Origin of the sequence: Limnohabitans sp. Bal53 (genome assembly GCF_003063355.1) — a bacterium.
GTDB lineage: Bacteria > Pseudomonadota > Gammaproteobacteria > Burkholderiales > Burkholderiaceae_C > Limnohabitans_A.
Genome location: NZ_NESH01000002.1, coordinates 118,078 through 135,422, shown reverse-complemented (window position 1 = coordinate 135,422; position 17,345 = coordinate 118,078). Strand labels below are relative to the sequence as shown.

At 60.4% G+C, this 17,345-nt stretch carries 15 protein-coding genes; 1 reads left to right on the top strand and 14 read right to left on the bottom strand.

Annotated elements, in window-relative coordinates:
• Positions 1-16: 16 nt before the first annotated feature.
• The 6 genes from ntrC to B9Z50_RS05530 all read right to left on the bottom strand — a co-directional run bounded on the left by ntrC (position 17) and on the right by B9Z50_RS05530 (position 6,781).
• Positions 17-1,579, bottom strand: a complete 1,563-nt coding sequence (gene ntrC, locus B9Z50_RS05555) for a nitrogen regulation protein NR(I) (RefSeq protein ID WP_108363579.1) — start codon at positions 1,577-1,579, stop codon at positions 17-19.
• A 34-nt stretch (positions 1,580-1,613) separates the two neighbouring features.
• Complete coding sequence (gene glnL / locus B9Z50_RS05550; protein WP_108362702.1) at positions 1,614-2,675, bottom strand: nitrogen regulation protein NR(II); 1,062 nt, start codon at positions 2,673-2,675, stop codon at positions 1,614-1,616.
• On the bottom strand, positions 2,672-3,199 hold the full coding sequence (locus B9Z50_RS05545) for a hypothetical protein (protein ID WP_233249784.1): 528 nt from the start codon (positions 3,197-3,199) through the stop codon (positions 2,672-2,674). The genes glnL and B9Z50_RS05545 overlap by 4 nt, the downstream gene beginning before the upstream one ends.
• A gap of 77 nt (positions 3,200-3,276) precedes the next feature.
• The gene (gene glnA / locus B9Z50_RS05540) at positions 3,277-4,692 is read right to left on the bottom strand and encodes a type I glutamate--ammonia ligase (protein ID WP_108362700.1); all 1,416 of its coding nucleotides are present in this window, start codon (positions 4,690-4,692) and stop codon (positions 3,277-3,279) included.
• A gap of 285 nt (positions 4,693-4,977) precedes the next feature.
• Positions 4,978-5,805, bottom strand: a complete 828-nt coding sequence (locus tag B9Z50_RS05535) for a molybdopterin-binding protein (RefSeq protein WP_108362699.1) — start codon at positions 5,803-5,805, stop codon at positions 4,978-4,980.
• Between the two features lie 40 nt (positions 5,806-5,845).
• Entirely contained in the window at positions 5,846-6,781 is a 936-nt protein-coding gene (locus B9Z50_RS05530; RefSeq protein WP_108362698.1) for an EI24 domain-containing protein, read from the bottom strand.
• Between the two features lie 417 nt (positions 6,782-7,198).
• Here B9Z50_RS05530 and rpoD point away from each other — a divergent pair, with 417 nt between their 5' ends.
• Positions 7,199-9,775 carry an RNA polymerase sigma factor RpoD gene (gene rpoD, locus B9Z50_RS05525; RefSeq protein WP_108362697.1) on the top strand — a complete coding sequence of 859 codons (2,577 nt, stop codon included), beginning with the start codon at positions 7,199-7,201 and terminating at the stop codon, positions 9,773-9,775.
• A gap of 96 nt (positions 9,776-9,871) precedes the next feature.
• Here rpoD and B9Z50_RS05520 read toward each other — a convergent pair whose 3' ends face one another.
• The 8 genes from B9Z50_RS05520 to B9Z50_RS05485 form a co-directional block, all read right to left on the bottom strand.
• Positions 9,872-11,191: a hypothetical protein gene (locus B9Z50_RS05520; protein WP_108362696.1), complete on the bottom strand. Its 1,320-nt coding sequence runs from the start codon at positions 11,189-11,191 to the stop codon at positions 9,872-9,874.
• 138 nt (positions 11,192-11,329) lie between these two features.
• Complete coding sequence (locus tag B9Z50_RS05515; RefSeq protein ID WP_108362695.1) at positions 11,330-11,734, bottom strand: YkgJ family cysteine cluster protein; 405 nt, start codon at positions 11,732-11,734, stop codon at positions 11,330-11,332.
• A 7-nt stretch (positions 11,735-11,741) separates the two neighbouring features.
• Positions 11,742-12,029, bottom strand: a complete 288-nt coding sequence (locus B9Z50_RS05510; RefSeq protein WP_233249783.1) for a HigA family addiction module antitoxin — start codon at positions 12,027-12,029, stop codon at positions 11,742-11,744.
• Positions 12,030-12,034: 5 nt separating this feature from the next.
• The gene (locus tag B9Z50_RS05505) at positions 12,035-12,313 is read right to left on the bottom strand and encodes a type II toxin-antitoxin system RelE/ParE family toxin (protein WP_108362693.1); all 279 of its coding nucleotides are present in this window, start codon (positions 12,311-12,313) and stop codon (positions 12,035-12,037) included.
• Between the two features lie 81 nt (positions 12,314-12,394).
• Entirely contained in the window at positions 12,395-13,009 is a 615-nt protein-coding gene (locus B9Z50_RS05500; protein ID WP_108362692.1) for a class I SAM-dependent methyltransferase, read from the bottom strand.
• A gap of 6 nt (positions 13,010-13,015) precedes the next feature.
• Entirely contained in the window at positions 13,016-14,587 is a 1,572-nt protein-coding gene (locus B9Z50_RS05495) for a Fic family protein (RefSeq protein ID WP_108362691.1), read from the bottom strand.
• A gap of 257 nt (positions 14,588-14,844) precedes the next feature.
• Positions 14,845-16,890, bottom strand: coding sequence for a phenylacetic acid degradation bifunctional protein PaaZ (gene paaZ / locus B9Z50_RS05490; protein WP_108362690.1), 2,046 nt, complete (start codon positions 16,888-16,890; stop codon positions 14,845-14,847).
• Between the two features lie 113 nt (positions 16,891-17,003).
• Positions 17,004-17,345, bottom strand: a complete 342-nt coding sequence (locus tag B9Z50_RS05485) for a Na+/H+ antiporter subunit G (protein WP_108362689.1) — start codon at positions 17,343-17,345, stop codon at positions 17,004-17,006.

Here is a 17,345-nt window from a genome sequence, read left to right as displayed (position 1 = left end):
GAAGGGTCAGCGTGCATCAGGCTTCGTCCAGGCCCAACTCCTGGATTTTTCGGGTGATGGTGTTGCGGCCGATGCCCAGTTTTTGCGCCGCCTCGATGCGGCGGCCCCGCGTGGTGGCGAGCGCCGCCTGAATCAGGCTGGTTTCAAAACGCCGGGTGAGCGCGTCCCAGACATCGGTGCGGCCAGCTTTGAGCAGGGCCAAGGCCTCTTGCTCCAGACCGGGCTCCCAGCCCAGGGCAGCGGCATTGGCCACGGTGGCGTCAAAAGGCGAAGCCAAATTCTGCGCAGCAAAGGGGGTGTCATGGCCGGTCAGCTCGCTGGGCTCGGAGGGGTCCTGCGCGGTCTCGGCCAGAGGGGCGCCCACGCCAGAAGACAGCGCCGTGAACGCGGCCGGCGCGGCCGATGCAGAACCTGATGGGGCCAACACCTCGGGCGGCAAATCTTTGACTTCGATCGTCTGCGTGGGTGCCATGACGGTGAGCCAGTGGCAGATGTTTTCAAGCTGGCGCACGTTGCCTGGAAACTGGAATTGGCCCAAGCGCTCGAGCGCAGCGTCGGCCATGCGTTTGGCCTCTACCCCCAGTTGCTGGGCGCTGCGCTGCAGGAAGTAGCGCGCCAGCACGGGCACGTCTTCCCGCCGCTCGCGCAGCGCGGGCAGGCGCAGGCGAATCACGTTCAGGCGGTGGTACAGGTCTTCGCGAAAGATGCCTTCCTTGACGCGCTGCTCCAGGTCTTGGTGGGTGGCGGCGATCACGCGCACATTGGCCTTGACGGCGCTGTGCCCGCCCACACGGTAGAAGTGGCCGTCGGACAGCACGCGCAGCAAGCGTGTTTGCAAATCAAACGGCATGTCGCCGATCTCGTCCAAAAACAGCGTGCCGCCATCGGCCTGCTCGAAGCGGCCCCGGCGCGAGGCTTGTGCGCCTGTGAAAGCGCCACGCTCGTGGCCGAACAATTCGCTCTCAAGCAGGTCTTTCGGGATGGCCGCTGTGTTGATGGCCACAAAGGGCTGGTTGGCGCGAGGCGAGTGTTTGTGCAGCGCGTGCGCCACCAGCTCTTTGCCCGAGCCCGATTCGCCCGTGATGAGCACCGTGACATGGCTTTGCGCCAAACGACCGATGCCGCGAAACACGTCTTGCATGGCCGGGGCCTGGCCGAGCATTTCGGGGGCGTCGTCCATTTTTTCTTCGGCCACGTCTTCACGCTGGCTCTCGCCCACAGCGCGGCGGATCAACTCCACCGCCTTGGGCAAATCAAAGGGCTTGGGCAGGTATTCGAACGCACCACTGGAGAACGCAGAGACCGCGCTGTCGAGGTCAGAAAACGCCGTCATGATGATGACGGGCAACCCGGGCATGCGTTGCTTGATGGCGGCGAGCAAATCCAGACCCGAGCCGCCGGGCATGCGGATGTCGCTGACCAGCACCTGTGGGCCGTCGCTCTCGCCTTCGGCCTCCAGCGCCTTCATCACCTCGCGTGGGTTGGTGAAGCTGCGTGTGGGCAGTCCTTCGCGCAGCAGTGCTTTTTCGAGCACAAAGCGGATGGATTGGTCATCGTCTACGATCCAGATCGGCTTCATCAAAGTGGCACTTTCTTCGGTCATGGGGAAGGCTTCAAGGCAGAGGTATCAAGATCTTGAAGTCCGTACGGCCTGGCTCGCTTTCACACTCGATCAGGCCATGGTGTTGTTGCACAAAGGTTTGCGCCAATGTGAGCCCCAGGCCGGAGCCGCCTTCTCGCCCCGAGATCAACGGGAAGAAAATGCGGTCCTTGATCGAGTCTGGAACGCCAGGCCCGTTGTCCATCACATGCAATTCCAATGCCAGGCGATAGCGCTGTTTGCCAAACGTGACTTGCCTCAAGATCCGGGTCTTGAGCGTGATCTGCGCATCACCCTGCGCCACGCGCTCTTGCAGGGCTTGTGCCGCGTTGTGCGCGATGTTGAGCACCGCCTGAATCAGCTGCTCGCGGTCGCCACGAAACTCGGGGATCGAGATGTCGTAGTCGCGCACCACTTTCAGGCCCCGAGGAAACTCGGCCAGGATCAGGGCGCGCACGCGCTCGCACACCTCGTGAATGTTCACGTCGCCCACCACATGCGGCCTGCGATGGGGCGCCAGCAAGCGGTCTACCAGGGTCTGCAGCCGGTCGGCCTCGTGGATGATGACTTGGGTGTACTCGGTCAGGTCTTTGTCATCGAGCTCCATCTCCAGCAACTGCGCTGAGCCGCGAATGCCGCCCAGCGGGTTCTTGATCTCGTGCGCCAAGTTGCGGATCAGCTCCTTGTTGGCCTGGGCCTGGTCGAGCAGGCGCTCCTCTCGCTCTTGCCGGGTTTGCTGCTCCACTGGCAGCAGCTCGACGATCACTTCATCTGGCAGATCCGTCATCGCCACGATCACATGAACGGGCAAAGGCTCCTCGTGGTGCAGACGGCGCAGCTGGGCTTCGTAGCGCAGCGCGGCAAACTCGTTGGACTGGGCCCCCGACAAGGCCAAGATCAGGGGCTGCGGATCGACAAAATAGTCGGGGAAATACGCGTCGTGCAGCGTGCGCCGGGACAGGCCCAGCGCATCTTCGAGTGCGGCATTGACAAAGCGCACACGGCCTTGGCCCTGCATCACGGCCACGGGCGTGGCCAACAGGTCAAAGGCTTGGAATCGGTGGGGGGTGTTCATGGTGTGCTGCGGCTGGTTTGCACCGGGCGACGCGCCAGCTCGCGCTGCAGGCTGTCAATGTCGCGTTCGGTGCGCTCAATGGCCGCCAACATGTCGGCCACTCGGTCCAGGTATTTTTGGTGGTTGCGGGTTTCGGCGGCCCACTTTTCAGGCTCACCTTGGTTGTAGCTTTGCACCAACTGCGCCAGTTGTGCGCGGGCTTTGTCCAGCTCCTGCGTCAGTATGGTGCGCGCTTGCGCATCGCGCTCACTTTGCTGCACATCGGGGGTGCGGTCAGGCACTGCGGGGGTGCGCAGCGGTCCCGCCCCTGCTGGGGTGGCAGCACCGGGCTCGGCCGGGGTGCTGCGCCTGGGCAAGGCAGCGGGTGGGGCAACAGAGGAAGGTGTGGGCCGGGTGCCACCGATCACGGTGATGGCTTGCGGGGCCAACGGCTCGCACAAGGCCCGGTCGCGCGGGGCATTGGTGTACTCCTGGCCGCAGCGGTACATGGCTTGCTGGGCCTGCGCGGGCAAGCCAGTGGTCAACACAAGCAAAAAAAGGACGGCCGAGGCCGTCCTTTTTAGGCATTGCACAGTTGGGTGTGCAATGTGGGTCATGGTGCTTACAGCGAGTAGTACATGTCGTATTCGACAGGCGAGACTTCCACGCGGCTGCGGTTGACTTCTTGCATCTTCAATTCGATGTAAGAGTCGATCCAAGCGTCGGTGAACACGCCGCCTTTGGTCAAGAAAGCGCGGTCGGCGTTCAGGGCGTCCAAGGCCTGGTCAAGGCTGGAGCAAACAGTGGGGACCAACTTGTCTTCTTCTGGAGGCAGGTGGTACAGGTCTTTGGTGGCTGCTTCGCCGGGGTGGATCTTGTTTTCGATACCGTCCAAGCCGGCCATCAACAAGGCCGCAAAGCCCAGATAGGGGTTGCACAATGGATCGGGGAAGCGGGCTTCCACGCGACGGCCCTTGTCGCTGGCGACGTTGGGGATGCGGATCGAGGCGGAGCGGTTCTTGGCCGAGTAAGCCAATTTGACCGGGGCTTCGAAGTGAGGCACCAAACGCTTGTAGCTGTTGGTGCCGGGGTTGGTGATCGCGTTCAGGGCGCGGGCGTGCTTGATGATGCCGCCGATGTAGTACAGGGCAAATTCAGACAAGCCAGCGTAGCCATTGCCTGCGAACAGGTTCTTGCCGTCTTTCCAGATGGACTGGTGAACGTGCATGCCGGAGCCGTTGTCGCCAGCGTAGGGCTTGGGCATGAAGGTGGCGGTTTTGCCGTAGGCATTGGCCACGTTGTGGATCACGTACTTTTGCAGCAGGGTCCAGTCAGCGCGCTCGACCAAGGTCGAGAAACGTGTGCCGATTTCGCACTGGCCAGCGCCAGCCACTTCGTGGTGGTGCACTTCGACCGGGATGCCCACGGATTCGAGGATCAGCGACATTTCGCTGCGCATGTCGTGGGTGCTGTCGACTGGAGGCACTGGGAAGTAGCCGCCCTTGACGCGGTTGCGGTGGCCTTTGTTGCCGCCGTCCATCTTGGTGCCGCTGTTCCATGGGGCTTCGGCTTCGTCGATGGCGTAGAAGGTGTTGTTCGGCTCGGTGCTCCAGCGCACTTCGTCAAACAAGAAGAATTCTGGCTCGGGACCAAAGTATGCGGTGTCGCCCAGGCCCGATTGCTTGAGGTAAGTCTCAGCGCGCTTGGCGATGGAGCGTGGGTCACGCTCGTAGGCCTTGCCGTCTGTGGGCTCGATCACGTCGCAGATCAAGACCAAAGTGACTTCTTCGAAGAAGGGGTCGATGATGGCGCTGCTGGGATCGGGGATCAGCAACATGTCCGATGCTTCAATGCCTTTCCAGCCGGCAATCGACGAGCCGTCAAAGGCTTGACCGTCTTCGAACTTGCTTTCGTCAAACTGCGACACGGGCGCAGTGATGTGCTGCCACTTGCCACGGGTATCGGTGAAGCGGAAGTCAACGAACTTGACTTCGTTGTCTTTCACCATGTTCATCACATCTGCGACGGTCTTGGCCATCAAATTCTCCTGAAGGGAAAGGGGTTAAAAAGCTGACGCTCATCTCTTGCAGTTTCTGTGCCAACCAGCACAGGGCCACCCAAGTTGAACAGCCCTAAATTGTGCCTTGAGCCGGGAGCTTTGGGCGCCTTGAGACATAAAAAAGCACTTGTCTGGTTTTCAGCGCACCATCAGTAGGAACCAAAACCGGTGCCACGCCCAAAATGAGATTCTCACGCCCGGGATTTCCCATCGTCAACCTGCACCACATTGGTGCAATTATGCACTTTATTGGTGATTTTCGGATCAACGCACCAATTCAGGGCCATATTCGAGACTAAAGGCCTGCAGGCCTTGGCGCAAAGTCAGGTAGGCCTGGTCGGCATGGGCAGGCTCGCCTTTGACGCCCAACTCGATGTGGCGCCCCCACTGCGGGTGGTCTACGCTGGGCAGGCTGAACACTTTGACGCCCGGATGCGCGGCTTCGATGGACTCCATCAGCGGCGTCAGGGTGGCTTCCATGGCGCCCAACACAATGACCGACTTTTCGACATAAGCGTCTTGCCGGAAGTAGGCGCTGTAGTGGGTGTCCAGCACCGACTCGATCATGGGCCAGGCCATGACCGGAAAGCCCGGCACAAAGTGCACCATGGCGCCGCCTGGGCCCGTGCAACTGAAGCCGGGAATCTTGTTGTAGGGGTTGGGGATGATGGCTGCACCCTGCGGGAAGGTGCCCATGTTCAGGCGGTGCAGGTTGTCTGCGCGCTCGGGCTCGAAGGGCAGGCCTTGCTCTTTGGCCGTGTCTTGCATGCGCTCCCGGATCAGGCGCTTGGCCTCAGGGTGCAGCGCCAGCGGCACACCCAAAGCCTGTGCGGCACATTGACGGGTGTGGTCATCCGGTGTGGCGCCAATGCCGCCGCAGCAAAACACCGCGTCTGCCGAAGCAAATGCACGCCGCAATGTCGCGGTGATGCGCTCGGGCGAATCGCCCACGTACTCGGCCCAGCCCAGGCTCAGGCCACGGGTGTTCATGAACTCGACAACTTTGGGCATGTGCTTGTCCTGGCGTTTGCCGGACATGATTTCGTCGCCAATGATGATGAGGCCAAAAGTGGGGGTCATGGGAAGCGTCATGGGTTCAGATGAATAGAACAGCCCGGTGTCTGGGCAGGTATCAGAGTTTAGGGCGCGCCACGACATCGGTGATGCCGTCGCCCGAATCAGGTGCATCGCCCCCCAACCGGGCAGCAGCATGCGCAGACGCACCCGCTACGGCAGGGGCCGCAGGCAGGACCTCGTCCACGTCCGCGTGTTGAGGCTCGTCACGCAGGGCCTGCAAGGCAGCCAGGCCGAAATGTGCGAACCACAAGGAGGAAAAGGCGAACACCAAGGTGTAAATCCAGATGGCCACGGGCACCAAAATCACAAAGGCAGCAGCAAACAAGGCCCCCGAGGCCCACACCATACTGGGCGCTGCGCCCATGAGGCCGGTGACCACGCCCATGCCCAAAAAGCTCATGCGGTGGCGGGCCATGAGGGTGTGGCGCTCATCGGCACTGGCAAATTCGGCCAGCACATCAAACGCCATGACGCGGTAAGTGAGCCAGCCCCAGATGAAAGCGGGCAGCACCAGCGCCAACGGCGGCACCAGCCACATGGGCAAGGTCAGCACCAGCGCCCCCAGCGCCAGCACCAGCGAGAAAAAGGTCCACCACACGCTCAACAGCAAACTGCCGCCGTGCTTGCGCTGCAAACCGGCAAAACGGCGCTCGGCCACCATGCGGGTGAGGGTCGGGGTCATCATGAAAGACACCGCCAACAAGGACGCCACCACCACCAAGGGCGTGAACGCAAAAATCACCAGCAAGGGGGCGACCACGGTTTTGAGGTTGGCCAAGCCCACGCCCTCGAACCAGCGCCAAATGGTGTCCAGCCAGGCGCTGGCATCGAGCCAGCCGCGCACAAAGCTGACGGCCGTGTCCCAGTACAAATAACCCAGCAACCAGGACAGCGCGACGATCAGCACCAAGGGCAAGACCGACAAACCGATCACCCGGGGGTACAGGCAATACACGGCCGAGCGCCAGAAGGAGTCGATCAGAAGTTTCATGGACTAAAGCTTAACCCAAGCCAACCCGAGCAGCGCCGAACAGAAGGTGGTGGCCCAGCCACGGGGCGAACACTCTTCCCGCTGATCGGTCCATAGGTCGGCAAAAAGTGAGCACAAGGACACCTGCCAGGGGGTTCGCAGGCTCAAGAAGCAGCGAAATGGGTATAATCCACGGTTTTCGGCAAGCGCGACAGCAGCACCTCCGGCCCGACCAACGCCATCAAAGCGGACGCCCCCATGCGGGCAGGTCATCGTTCCGCAAGGACTGCATTCCAAATGTTCGCCCACTACCTTGCCATTGCAGATTGAACACCCATATGTGGTTTTCATCTGTGTCTTAACCCACGCCCGCGCCGGGATGTATTCGGCGCTGACTGTGTCTGTTTCCTTGTTCCTTTTTGTGTCTCGAGGTTGTCCATGCCCGCTCAAAAGCCGAAGAAGCCTGCCCAGGCCCCTGCCCAATCCAAAACCGTAGCCAAGACGGCTGCAGCCAAAGCCACCGCGCCCGTCGCCAAGGCCAAAGCAGCAGCGAAAGCGCCCGCCAAAGCAGCTGTAAAAGCACCCGCTAAAGCACCTGCAAAAGCACCTGCAAAAGCACCTGCAAAAGCACCTGCCAAGGCAACCGCCAAAGTGGCGGCCCCAACACCCGCCAAACCGGCGGGCAAAGTGGCCCCCAAGGCAGCAGCGCCTCAAGTCAAAGCCACGCCAGCCCCGGCCACTCCTGCCAAGCCTGTGAAGAAAGCCGCCTCCGTGCCCGCCAAGAAATCCGAAGCCATCGAGAAAAAACCCGTCGCCAAAGCCAAAGACGCTGCGGCCGAAGTGGAAGTGAAAAAGCCGGCCAAAGCCGCCAAAACAGCCAAAGCGGCTGCCCCCGCAGAAGACAACAAACCTGCGGCCAAAAAAGCCGTCACGGGCGCCAAGCGCGGCCCCAAAAAGAAAGGCAGCATCGCCGAGCCCAGCCTCGAGGATGAATTGGCCGAACTCGAAGACGATCTGCAAGGTGAGACTGTTGCTGACAACGTGACGCAGACCGGTGAAAAGGTCAAACCCCTGCGCATGAAGATCAGCAAGGCCAAAGAACGGGCCTTGATGAAGGAATTCGGCTTGGACGAAACCGTCCTGACCGAAGCCGAGATGAAGCAGCGCCGCGATCGCCTCAAAGCCCTGATCAAGCTGGGCAAGACGCGTGGCTACCTGACAAACGGTGAAATCAGCGACCACCTGCCCGACAAGCTGGTCGATGCCGAAACCCTGGAAGTGGTGATCGCCACCCTGAACGACTTGGGTGTGGCGGTGTACGAGCAAACGCCCGACGCCGAGAGCCTGATCATCACCGACAACGCGCCCACGGGCTCGACCGAGGAAGAAGCCGAAGAAGCCGCCGAAGCCGCCCTGTCCACCGTGGACAGCGAATTCGGCCGCACCACCGACCCTGTGCGCATGTACATGCGCGAAATGGGCACCGTGGAGCTGCTGACGCGCGAAGGCGAAATCGAAATCGCCAAGCGCATCGAAGGCGGCTTGATGGACATGATGGCCGCGATCAGCGCGTCGCCCGCCACCATCGCCGAAATCTTGCGCATGGCCAATGAAATCCGTGAGGGTAAGGTCGTCATCTCCACCGTGGTGGACGGTTTTGCCAACCTCAACGAAGCCGACGACTATGTGGCCGAAGAAGACTTTGACGAGTTCGACGAAGCCGACGACGACGACGGCAAAGGCGGCTCCAAAGCCCTGACCAAAAAGCTCGAAGAGTTGAAAAACCAGGCCCTCGAACGCTTTGACCGCATCACCGAGTACTTCGAAAAAGTGCACAAGGTGTACGACAAAGAAGGCTGGGGTACGCCCGCTTACAACAAGGTCCAGTCGGCTCTGTCAGAAGAGCTGATGACCATCCGCTTTACCGCCAAGACCATTGAAAAGCTGTGCGACATGGTGCGCGGCCAGGTGGACGATGTGCGCAAGAAAGAGCGCGAGCTGCGCCGCATCATCGTGGACAAATGCGGCTACCCACAAGACAACTTCATCGCCGACTTCAGCGGCCGCGACAAAAACGGCAAGCGTGTGGAGTCGCACCTGCTCAACCTCAAATGGATCGAGAAGCAAGCCGCTGCAGGCAAGAGCTGGAGCGCCGTGATGGGCCGCAACATCCCGCCCGTGCAGGACCTGCAACAAAAGCTGATGGACCTGCAGTCGCAGGTGGTGGTGCCGCTCGATGAGCTCAAAGACATCAACAAGCGCATGAACGCCGGTGAGCGTTCGTCACGCGACGCCAAGAAAGAGATGATCGAGGCCAACTTGCGCCTGGTGATCTCGATCGCCAAGAAGTACACCAACCGCGGTCTGCAGTTCCTCGACTTGATCCAGGAAGGCAACATCGGCCTGATGAAGGCGGTGGACAAGTTCGAATACCGCCGTGGCTACAAGTTCTCGACCTACGCCACTTGGTGGATTCGCCAGGCCATCACCCGCTCCATTGCGGACCAGGCTCGCACGATCCGCATCCCGGTGCACATGATCGAGACCATCAACAAGATGAACCGCATCTCGCGCCAGCACTTGCAGGAATTCGGCTTTGAGCCGGATGCTTCCATCTTGGCCGAGAAGATGGAAATCCCCGAAGACAAGATCCGCAAGATCATGAAGATCGCCAAAGAGCCGATCTCCATGGAAACGCCGATCGGTGACGACGACGACAGCCACTTGGGCGACTTCATCGAAGACAGCACGCACACCGCCCCCATGGACGCGGCGCTGCAAGCGGGTCTGCGCGATGTGGTCAAAGACATCCTCGACAGCCTCACGCCCCGCGAAGCCAAAGTGCTGCGCATGCGGTTTGGCATCGAGATGTCCACCGACCACACGCTGGAAGAAGTGGGCAAGCAGTTCGATGTGACGCGTGAACGCATCCGCCAGATCGAAGCCAAGGCGCTGCGCAAGCTCAAGCACCCCAGCCGCTCCGACAAACTGCGCAGCTTCATCGACACGATGTAAGCCGCGTCAGACCAGAAAGCAAAAAGCCTCCCGACTGCAAAGTCGGGAGGCTTTTTCGTGTGACCTCGCAAGTAAGGAGATCGACGGCTCAGTACGTCAAAGGTCCCGCAGCGCCTGCACGCGTTGATCGAGCACATGGATCACGGCCCGCTGAAGACCCTGCATCACCGGTTTGTCCAAACTGGCCAGAAAATCGTCTGCGCTGAGCTGATTGGCAAAAAACAGTCGTGCACGCTCGAGCAAGCTCAAGGCCGTGGACACACCGATGGATCGGACCAAATAACTGGCCACTGGCGAATGCTTGGAGTCGTGGGTCGACTCACCAGAGCGACCGTCTTCGAGCAAATGCAGTACCGTGATTTCGCATTCGTTTTGACCGATGTAGGGCTGCGCCACCAAAGGCAGTTGATCTTCCAGCTGGAAAGGCATGTCACCAATGCCCGGCAATTTGCCCATGATGGAAGCCAGCGACACCTCTTGCACCAAACGCCAGGACATGGCTTCGAGCAAGGCAATGGCAACGAGTTTCAGGCGCAAGTAAAGCCGGGCCACTTCCAGATTGCTTTGTGCCATGCGCAAACGCAGCGCGTGTTCCTCATTCGAGGGCTCTTGATCAAACTGCCGAAACACCACACCTGGCTGCAAGAAGCCCAGGAAACCTTCCATCTTCTGCAAGGACACCCTGTAGCCCTTGACCGTGTAGGTGTCGGCATTGAGCAGTTCGTGGTTGGTTTCTGGGATCAGATTCCAGGTGTTGTTGAGAAAGTCAGAGGGATGCTCACTGGCAAAGTTGCCCACATCCCGGTTGGACACTTTGACCCCCATGACCACGGTCTCGCGGCACTGCGCATCGCTCAGGCCCAGTCCATGGTCAAGGCTGGCTTGGGTCAAGCGCTGCAACAACACGGTGGAGCACGAACGCCCGTCGGGCAAGTCGGCTCTGAAAGGAATCGTGGCTTCAATGCAGGCAGCCACCTGCGCCAACGCAGGCAATGGCAGTATGCCGCCGAGCAATCTGACCGCCAGCAATGCACTCAAAAATTCATTTTGACCTGCAAACGGGGACAGCACCTGTCCTCGTTGAAAGCCGAACAAATCCATCACCAGGTCCAGGTCCTGATCCGACCCCTCGCGCATCGGATCGATCACCAGGCCCTTGGCGCCCTCGCGAACATAGGGCGCTACGTAGCGGGCCAGATTGACATGGATACCGGAGTCCACCTGGACATAAACCAGATCATGAAACAGTGCTGCAATCACCTCGACCGGCGAGCCCCCATCTCCCACTTCGAAGATGTGCTCGGGCGTGTGAAAGGAACGCCAGGGACCGGTCATCGACTGGATGATCAACTCGGCCATGCCCGCCAACTGGGCAGAAGATCCATCACCACCCAAGGCAGCGACCGCATCTTTCAACTCAGCATGTCACTCAGAGATATAAAGGGACGTTTCCATGATTTTGTCGATCAATTAATATTTAGTATTATAAAAATCAATTAATATCAAAAACAACAAATAGCAGCCCCTCCGATGCCAAAAAAGGCATAAAGCGGCTCATCTGGACTGCAGTTTGTTGCCAAATGGACAAAAACCTGGCTTTGGCCCCACTTGCGGGTGCAGGCGGCAGGTGTTGGGACGCTTGTCGTACACGGTGCAGCGGCGCGTCTTGGCATCGAGAAACTGGCAGTCGCCACTGGCACGACGCGCCAAGCTGAAGATGCTGTTCTTGAAGTTGAAGTGTTCGATCAGACCGGCCTTGGTCAGGCGCTTGGCGATTTGTTTGGGGTCTTCGTGCTCGGCCTCAAACGGATCGACCCATTCCAGCCGCACCAAATCGGCCAGCTTGACCTCGACGGGCATGGTGCAGCAGTTGGCTGCGCAGGTGTCGCACAAACCGTTTTTGTAACGGGTCCAGGTTTCGCAGCGGTCAACGTCAACGACGGCAATGGGGGATCTCATGGCGCGCTCAGACCGCAGAAAACTGCAAAGGCACCACGCGGTTCATGTCCACGTTTTGGCGCGCGATCCACAGATCATGGGCATCTTGCAGGCTCAACCAGCTCTCTGGCGTGCGGCCCAAAGCCTTGGACAAGCGCAGCGCCATCTCAGGCGTGACCCGGCTACTGCCCTTGAGGATGCGGCTCAAGGTTGACGGAGCCACGTCGAGTTTTTCAGCCAGTTCCCTGCCGGAAATGCCGTGCGGGTCCAAGTAGATTTCCTGGATGAATTCACCAGGATGAGGGGGGTTGTGCATGGCCATCAGTGGTAGTCCTCGTAGTCCAATATGTAAGCGTTGCCATCTTCAAACTCAAAGGTCAAGCGCCAGTTGCCGTTGACGGTGATGGACCACCGCCCCCGCATCTCGCCTTTGAGTGAGTGCAAACGAAATCCCGGAATGTCCAGGTCGTCGATGACTTGCGCGGTGTCCAGCGCTGCCAATTGCATACGCAAGCGCTTGACATGGCTGGCTTGAACACCGGCTGACTTGCCTGACTCAAACAGACTGCGCAAGCCTTTGTGACGAAACGACTTGATCATGGCTGGACTTTAGCATGTTGCGCATCACGCAACAAATGCGGTGGGGCTACGCAATGGCTGTACGGCTTTCAGCCATCGTTTTCAGGCTGCTTGCGCCTGGCCCCAATAGTGAAAAGTCATGGGTCGCGGCCCGGCCAGATAGGCCGATTGGGTTTGGGCGGCAAAGCCCGCTGCAGCAAGCAAAGCGGGGATGTCGCGTCCGAGCTGACAACCTCCAGCCAAAGGACCCCAGAGGGGCTGCAAGCGCTCTTGCCAGCGGCGCACATTGGCGTCTGGGGCGCGGCCGTGTTCGCAAAACAGCAGCTGGCCGCCCGGCACCAGCACCCGGTGCATCTCGCGCAAGGCCTGCGCGGCATCGGGAATGCTGCACAGGGTGTAGGTGCAGACCACGGTGTCAAAGCTGGCGTCTGCAGTGGGCAGCTGCTCGGCCGACAGGCCCATCAACTCCACAGCGATGCCCGCCTTTTGGCTGCGCTTATGGGCCAAGCGGTGCATCTGCATGGCCGGGTCTACACCCACCAAGCGCGTCACGCGGCTGCGGTCGTAAAACGCCAGATTGCGCCCTGTGCCCATGCCGATTTCCAACACCCTGCCCTGGGCCTGGGGCACCAGTTGGCGGCGCTGCGCCTGCACCATGGGCAGGCCACAGGCGAAGTCGATCAGGTAGGGCAGGATGTGTTGGTCGTAGAGGTTCATGGTGCGTCAGAGGTCTGTGCTTTTCTCATCCGATCGCGCCAATGCGCCAATGGTGGCTTCAACGATCGCTGCCCACAAGCCCGGTTCTGCCAACAAGGGGATTTCCTTGGCCAGCACGTTCGACAGCTTGCCTTGGTTGGCCTCTACCGAGCGGATGACCCGATCGATCTGCACATCCGGCATCTCGATGATGTCTTTGATCGCAGCACGGGCTTGAGCGTGGTTGCGCAAATAACGTGATTCACCGCGCATGTCGTCTTGGATGGTGCGCACCAGCACATCGGCCAGATAGAGCACATGGCTTGTCAAATCCGGGTAACGCCAAACTGGCTGCGCTATGGCCTCCCCCTTGAACACAAAGTTCGATCGGATGCCATCGGGGTAGGTGATGGGCGTGGGCACAAACTCGCAAGCTCCGGTCAACGCCCCCATCAAAGGCCGCGAGATAGAGTCCAGCACGCTGTTGTAGGCGCGCCGCTCGCCCGGATCGCTGCCGATCAAGGACGAAACCGGCAGGATCATCGGTTCTTTGACCACTCCATCACGGCGCAACACATCGTTCACCCAAAAGCGGTGAACCCGCCCGTTGCCGTCGGCCAGCGGGTGAATGTAAACAAACCCAAAGGACATGACCGCGCTGCGCATCACCGCCGATTGTCCCTGCGTGCGTTCCCAAAAAACCGCCAGACCGTCGAGCATGGCCTGCATGTCGTGCGCGGGCGGGGCCACGTAGTGAACCACCTCTTGGTAACGCACCACTTGGCCAACAAACACGGGCGATTGCCGAATTCCCAAGCGTTGCAGCGTGTTGCGGCGGCCCAAAATATCGGATTGCAGCTGCGCCAAAACAGGGTCATGGAGCACCAAGTCCCCCTGCCCCGTGCGCCTGGCCAACACATCGGCAAACCGCTGAATGCGGTCGGACTGATCGGCCTCACCCTCCATGGCAAAGCTCGACTTGCTCTCGCGCAGGGTCATCCAAACCGCAGAGCGCATGAGCACATCTTCGCCAAATTCCAATGCCAGCGCATCCAGCAGGCCTCGAATGTCGACCGCTGCTGCAGCATCGAGTTCGCTGGTCTTGCGCACTAAGGGGCAAAAAGCGGGCGTACCGGGCAAGTTGTCGCGCACCCGCCAGCGGCGGTTGGGCACAGACCGCTGCTCAGATGCTGCGACCAGCTTGCGCTCGTCAAGCACATCCACATAAGGGCCTGCCATGCTGGCATTCACGGCCAGCTGCCGGCCCGTCAGCCACTCGTACAAAAAGCCAATTCTTCTGGCGTATTGACCGCTGGGTTCGTCGTCGATCCAAGCCACCAGTTCGACCGAATCGATCCGATCAAACAGGCGGCTGAGCAATTCCAGGTTCAGCACCTCGTGCTTGAGGTGAAAGGTCAAGTGCCCACGCAAGTTGGCGCTGGGCCGCATGGCCTCTACAAAGGTCTCGGTCTTGATGCCATCGGCCAGCTTAGATGTGCGGCGTCCGCCCACACTGCTGCGCACGGCCAAAGGCATGACCAAATCCATGCCATACCGTGCAACCAACCACGCACCTCCTAGAAGATTTTGGAAATCCATGCCTGATTATGCGCAAAAACATGTTTTGGCGCGGAAAAACATGTTTATTTACCATGATTAGCTCAAAAATGATCTTTGAAGATCATTTAGATTGGAGGCTGTGATGGCAGTCGGGTCATGTGATCGGTCACTCTCGACCAACACCGACAGTCACACAAACTGCTCTGCCGACACTGACGATACCGAACTTTCAATGCCCGGAGCAGCACGTGATATGACGACATGCTCCATGTCGCCACAGCGCCAGAGTGTGCCCATCAGCCTCGCTTGGCCACCAGCGTCAAGATGTCGTAACTGGCCACCACCTCGCCCAATTGGTTGGTGACTTCCACATCCCAGGCCACCACGCCTTGGCCCACGCCGTTGGCGTCTTTCTTGTTGCGGTCGATCTTGCGCTTGGCGGTCAGGCGGGCCTGGATGGTGTCGCCAATGCCCACTGGCTTGACGAAACGCAGCGTGTCCAGGCCGTAGTTGGCCAGCACCGGGCCGGGCGCAGGCGAAACGAACAAGCCCGCAGCGGCCGAGAGCACAAAGTAGCCGTGGGCGATGCGCTTGCCAAACGGCGAATCCTTGGCGGCAATCTCGTCGAAGTGCATGTAGAAATAGTCGCCCGACAAACCACCAAAAGCCACGATGTCGGCCTCGCCCACGGTGCGGCGGTGGGTGAGCAAGCTTTCGCCAATTTGCAGGTCTTCAAAATGACGGCGGAAGGGGTGGACTTCGGTCTCGATCAGTTTGGCGCCGCGCATGTATTCGCCGGTGACGGCGGCGATCATGGTGGGTGAGCCTTGCAACGCGGTGCGCTGCATCAGGTGTTTGACGGCGCGGATGCCGCCGAGCTCTTCACCACCGCCTGCGCGGCCGGGGCCGCCGTGTTTGAGCGGCGGCAGGGGCGAGCCGTGGCCGGTGGACTCCACCGCCGATTCGCGGTCCAGGATGTGCAGGCGGCCATGCAAGGCGGCGGCCACAGGGATCATGCGGGCGGCGATTTGCGGGTCTTTCGTGACCAGCGTGCCAACCAAGCTGCCTTGGCCGCGAGCAGCCAGTTGCAGGGCTTCGTCGATGCCGTCGTAAGGCATGAGCGTGCTGACGGGGCCAAAGGCTTCCACGTCGTGCACGCTGTCGGTTTGCAAAGGCTTTTGGCACAGCAGCAGCGTCGGCTGGAAGAACGCACCGCCCTCCACGCCCTGCCCCACTGGGCTGAAATCGGCACCGCCGCCAAACACCAGCTCGGCGCTTTGGCGCAGCAGGGCCACACGCTCGGCCACGTCAGCTTGCTGGGCGTGCGAGGCCAAGGCCCCCATCTTCACGCCCTCGACCGACGGATCGCCCACCACCACTTTGGCCAGACGCGCTTTGAGCTTTTCGGCCACCGCATCAAAGTGCTGACGCGGCACGATGGCCCGGCGGATCGCGGTGCACTTTTGGCCCGCCTTGACAGTCATCTCGCGGGCGACTTCTTTCACGAACAAATCAAACTCTTCGTCGTCCGGCGACACATCAGGCGCGAGGATGGCGCAGTTGAGCGAGTCGGCTTCGGCGTTGAAGGGGATGCTGTGCTTGACCACATTGGGGTGCACGCGCAGCATGGCCGCGGTGTCGGCCGAGCCGGTGAAGGTCACCACATCTTGGCCGTTCAGGCGGTCGAGCAGGTCGCCGGTGGAGCCAATCACCAGCTGGAGCGAACCGGCAGGCAAGATACCCGACTGCTCGACCAGACGCACCATGGCCTCGGTCAGGTAGCTGGTCGACGATGCCGGTTTGCCGATGCAAGGCATGCCCGCCAAAAAGCTGGGCGCGAACTTTTCCAAGAGGCCCCAGATGGGGAAGTTGAAGGCGTTGATGTGCACAGCAATGCCGCCGCGCGGCACCAAGATGTGTGTGCCTGCAAAGCCGCCTTTTTTGCCCAGGGGGAAGGCCGGGCCTTCGTGGATCAGGTTGCCACTGGGCAACTCGTTGCTGCCGATGCTGGAATACGCAAACAAGGTGCCGGCACCGCCTTCGATGTCGACCCAGCTGTCGGCGCGCGTGGCACCCGTGTGGGCCGAGATGGCGTACAGCTGCTCTTTGTGCTCACCCAGGTATTTGGCCAGGGCCTTGAGGCGCTGGGCGCGTTCCTGAAAATCCAATTTCAGCAAATTGGGCAGGCCCACGGTGCGGGCGTGATGCACCGCGTCACCAAAGTCGATGGCCTCGGCATGGGTTTGGAACACGGTCTGGCCATTGAGGGCGCTTCGCAGGTTTTGTGCGCCTTGCTGGCCGATCCACTGGCCACCGATGAAACTTTGCAGGACTTGAGACATGGGGTGCTTTCCTTGAGGAGGTCACAACCCGGTGCCTTGGCAAGCCCTAGCGCTGCCAATGCGTTAACCAACCGGGCGGTCGGTTAATTCTAGTCGCAATGGCAGGGTTGGTTTCAGCTTTTGTGCCGCTCGGGCACCGCTTGGGGAGGCACCGGCGCTTGCGAGCGCGCTTTGAGGTGCAGCGCAGCTTGCGCCATCAGGTTGGCCGACACGGGTGCGGTGACGAACACAAACAAGGTGATGAGCAACTCGGCAATGCCCGCACGACCTTGAAAGGCCGACACCAGCATGGACGCGACCAAAATACCGCCCACGCCCAAAGTGGAGGCTTTGGTGGGCGCGTGCAAACGCATGAAAAAGTCGGGCAAACGAACCAAACCAATGGCACCCACCAGCAAGAAGAAGGCGGCAATCAGGATGATGGCCGCAGCGGCCCATTCGATCAGGGGATTCAT

Bases quoted from the DNA above. Each gene is read 5' to 3' on its own strand.
- ntrC (WP_108363579.1), bottom strand. From the start codon at position 1,579: ATGAAGCCGATCTGGATCGTAGACGATGACCAATCCATCCGCTTTGTG.
- glnL (WP_108362702.1), bottom strand. From the start codon at position 2,675: ATGAACACCCCCCACCGATTCCAAGCCTTTGACCTGTTGGCCACGCCC.
- glnA (WP_108362700.1), bottom strand. From the start codon at position 4,692: ATGGCCAAGACCGTCGCAGATGTGATGAACATGGTGAAAGACAACGAA.
- B9Z50_RS05535 (WP_108362699.1), bottom strand. From the start codon at position 5,805: ATGACGCTTCCCATGACCCCCACTTTTGGCCTCATCATCATTGGCGAC.
- B9Z50_RS05530 (WP_108362698.1), bottom strand. From the start codon at position 6,781: ATGAAACTTCTGATCGACTCCTTCTGGCGCTCGGCCGTGTATTGCCTG.
- rpoD (WP_108362697.1), top strand. From the start codon at position 7,199: ATGCCCGCTCAAAAGCCGAAGAAGCCTGCCCAGGCCCCTGCCCAATCC.
- B9Z50_RS05515 (WP_108362695.1), bottom strand. From the start codon at position 11,734: ATGAGATCCCCCATTGCCGTCGTTGACGTTGACCGCTGCGAAACCTGG.
- B9Z50_RS05510 (WP_233249783.1), bottom strand. From the start codon at position 12,029: ATGCACAACCCCCCTCATCCTGGTGAATTCATCCAGGAAATCTACTTG.
- B9Z50_RS05505 (WP_108362693.1), bottom strand. From the start codon at position 12,313: ATGATCAAGTCGTTTCGTCACAAAGGCTTGCGCAGTCTGTTTGAGTCA.
- B9Z50_RS05500 (WP_108362692.1), bottom strand. From the start codon at position 13,009: ATGAACCTCTACGACCAACACATCCTGCCCTACCTGATCGACTTCGCC.
- B9Z50_RS05495 (WP_108362691.1), bottom strand. From the start codon at position 14,587: ATGGATTTCCAAAATCTTCTAGGAGGTGCGTGGTTGGTTGCACGGTAT.
- paaZ (WP_108362690.1), bottom strand. From the start codon at position 16,890: ATGTCTCAAGTCCTGCAAAGTTTCATCGGTGGCCAGTGGATCGGCCAG.
- B9Z50_RS05485 (WP_108362689.1), bottom strand. From the start codon at position 17,345: ATGAATCCCCTGATCGAATGGGCCGCTGCGGCCATCATCCTGATTGCC.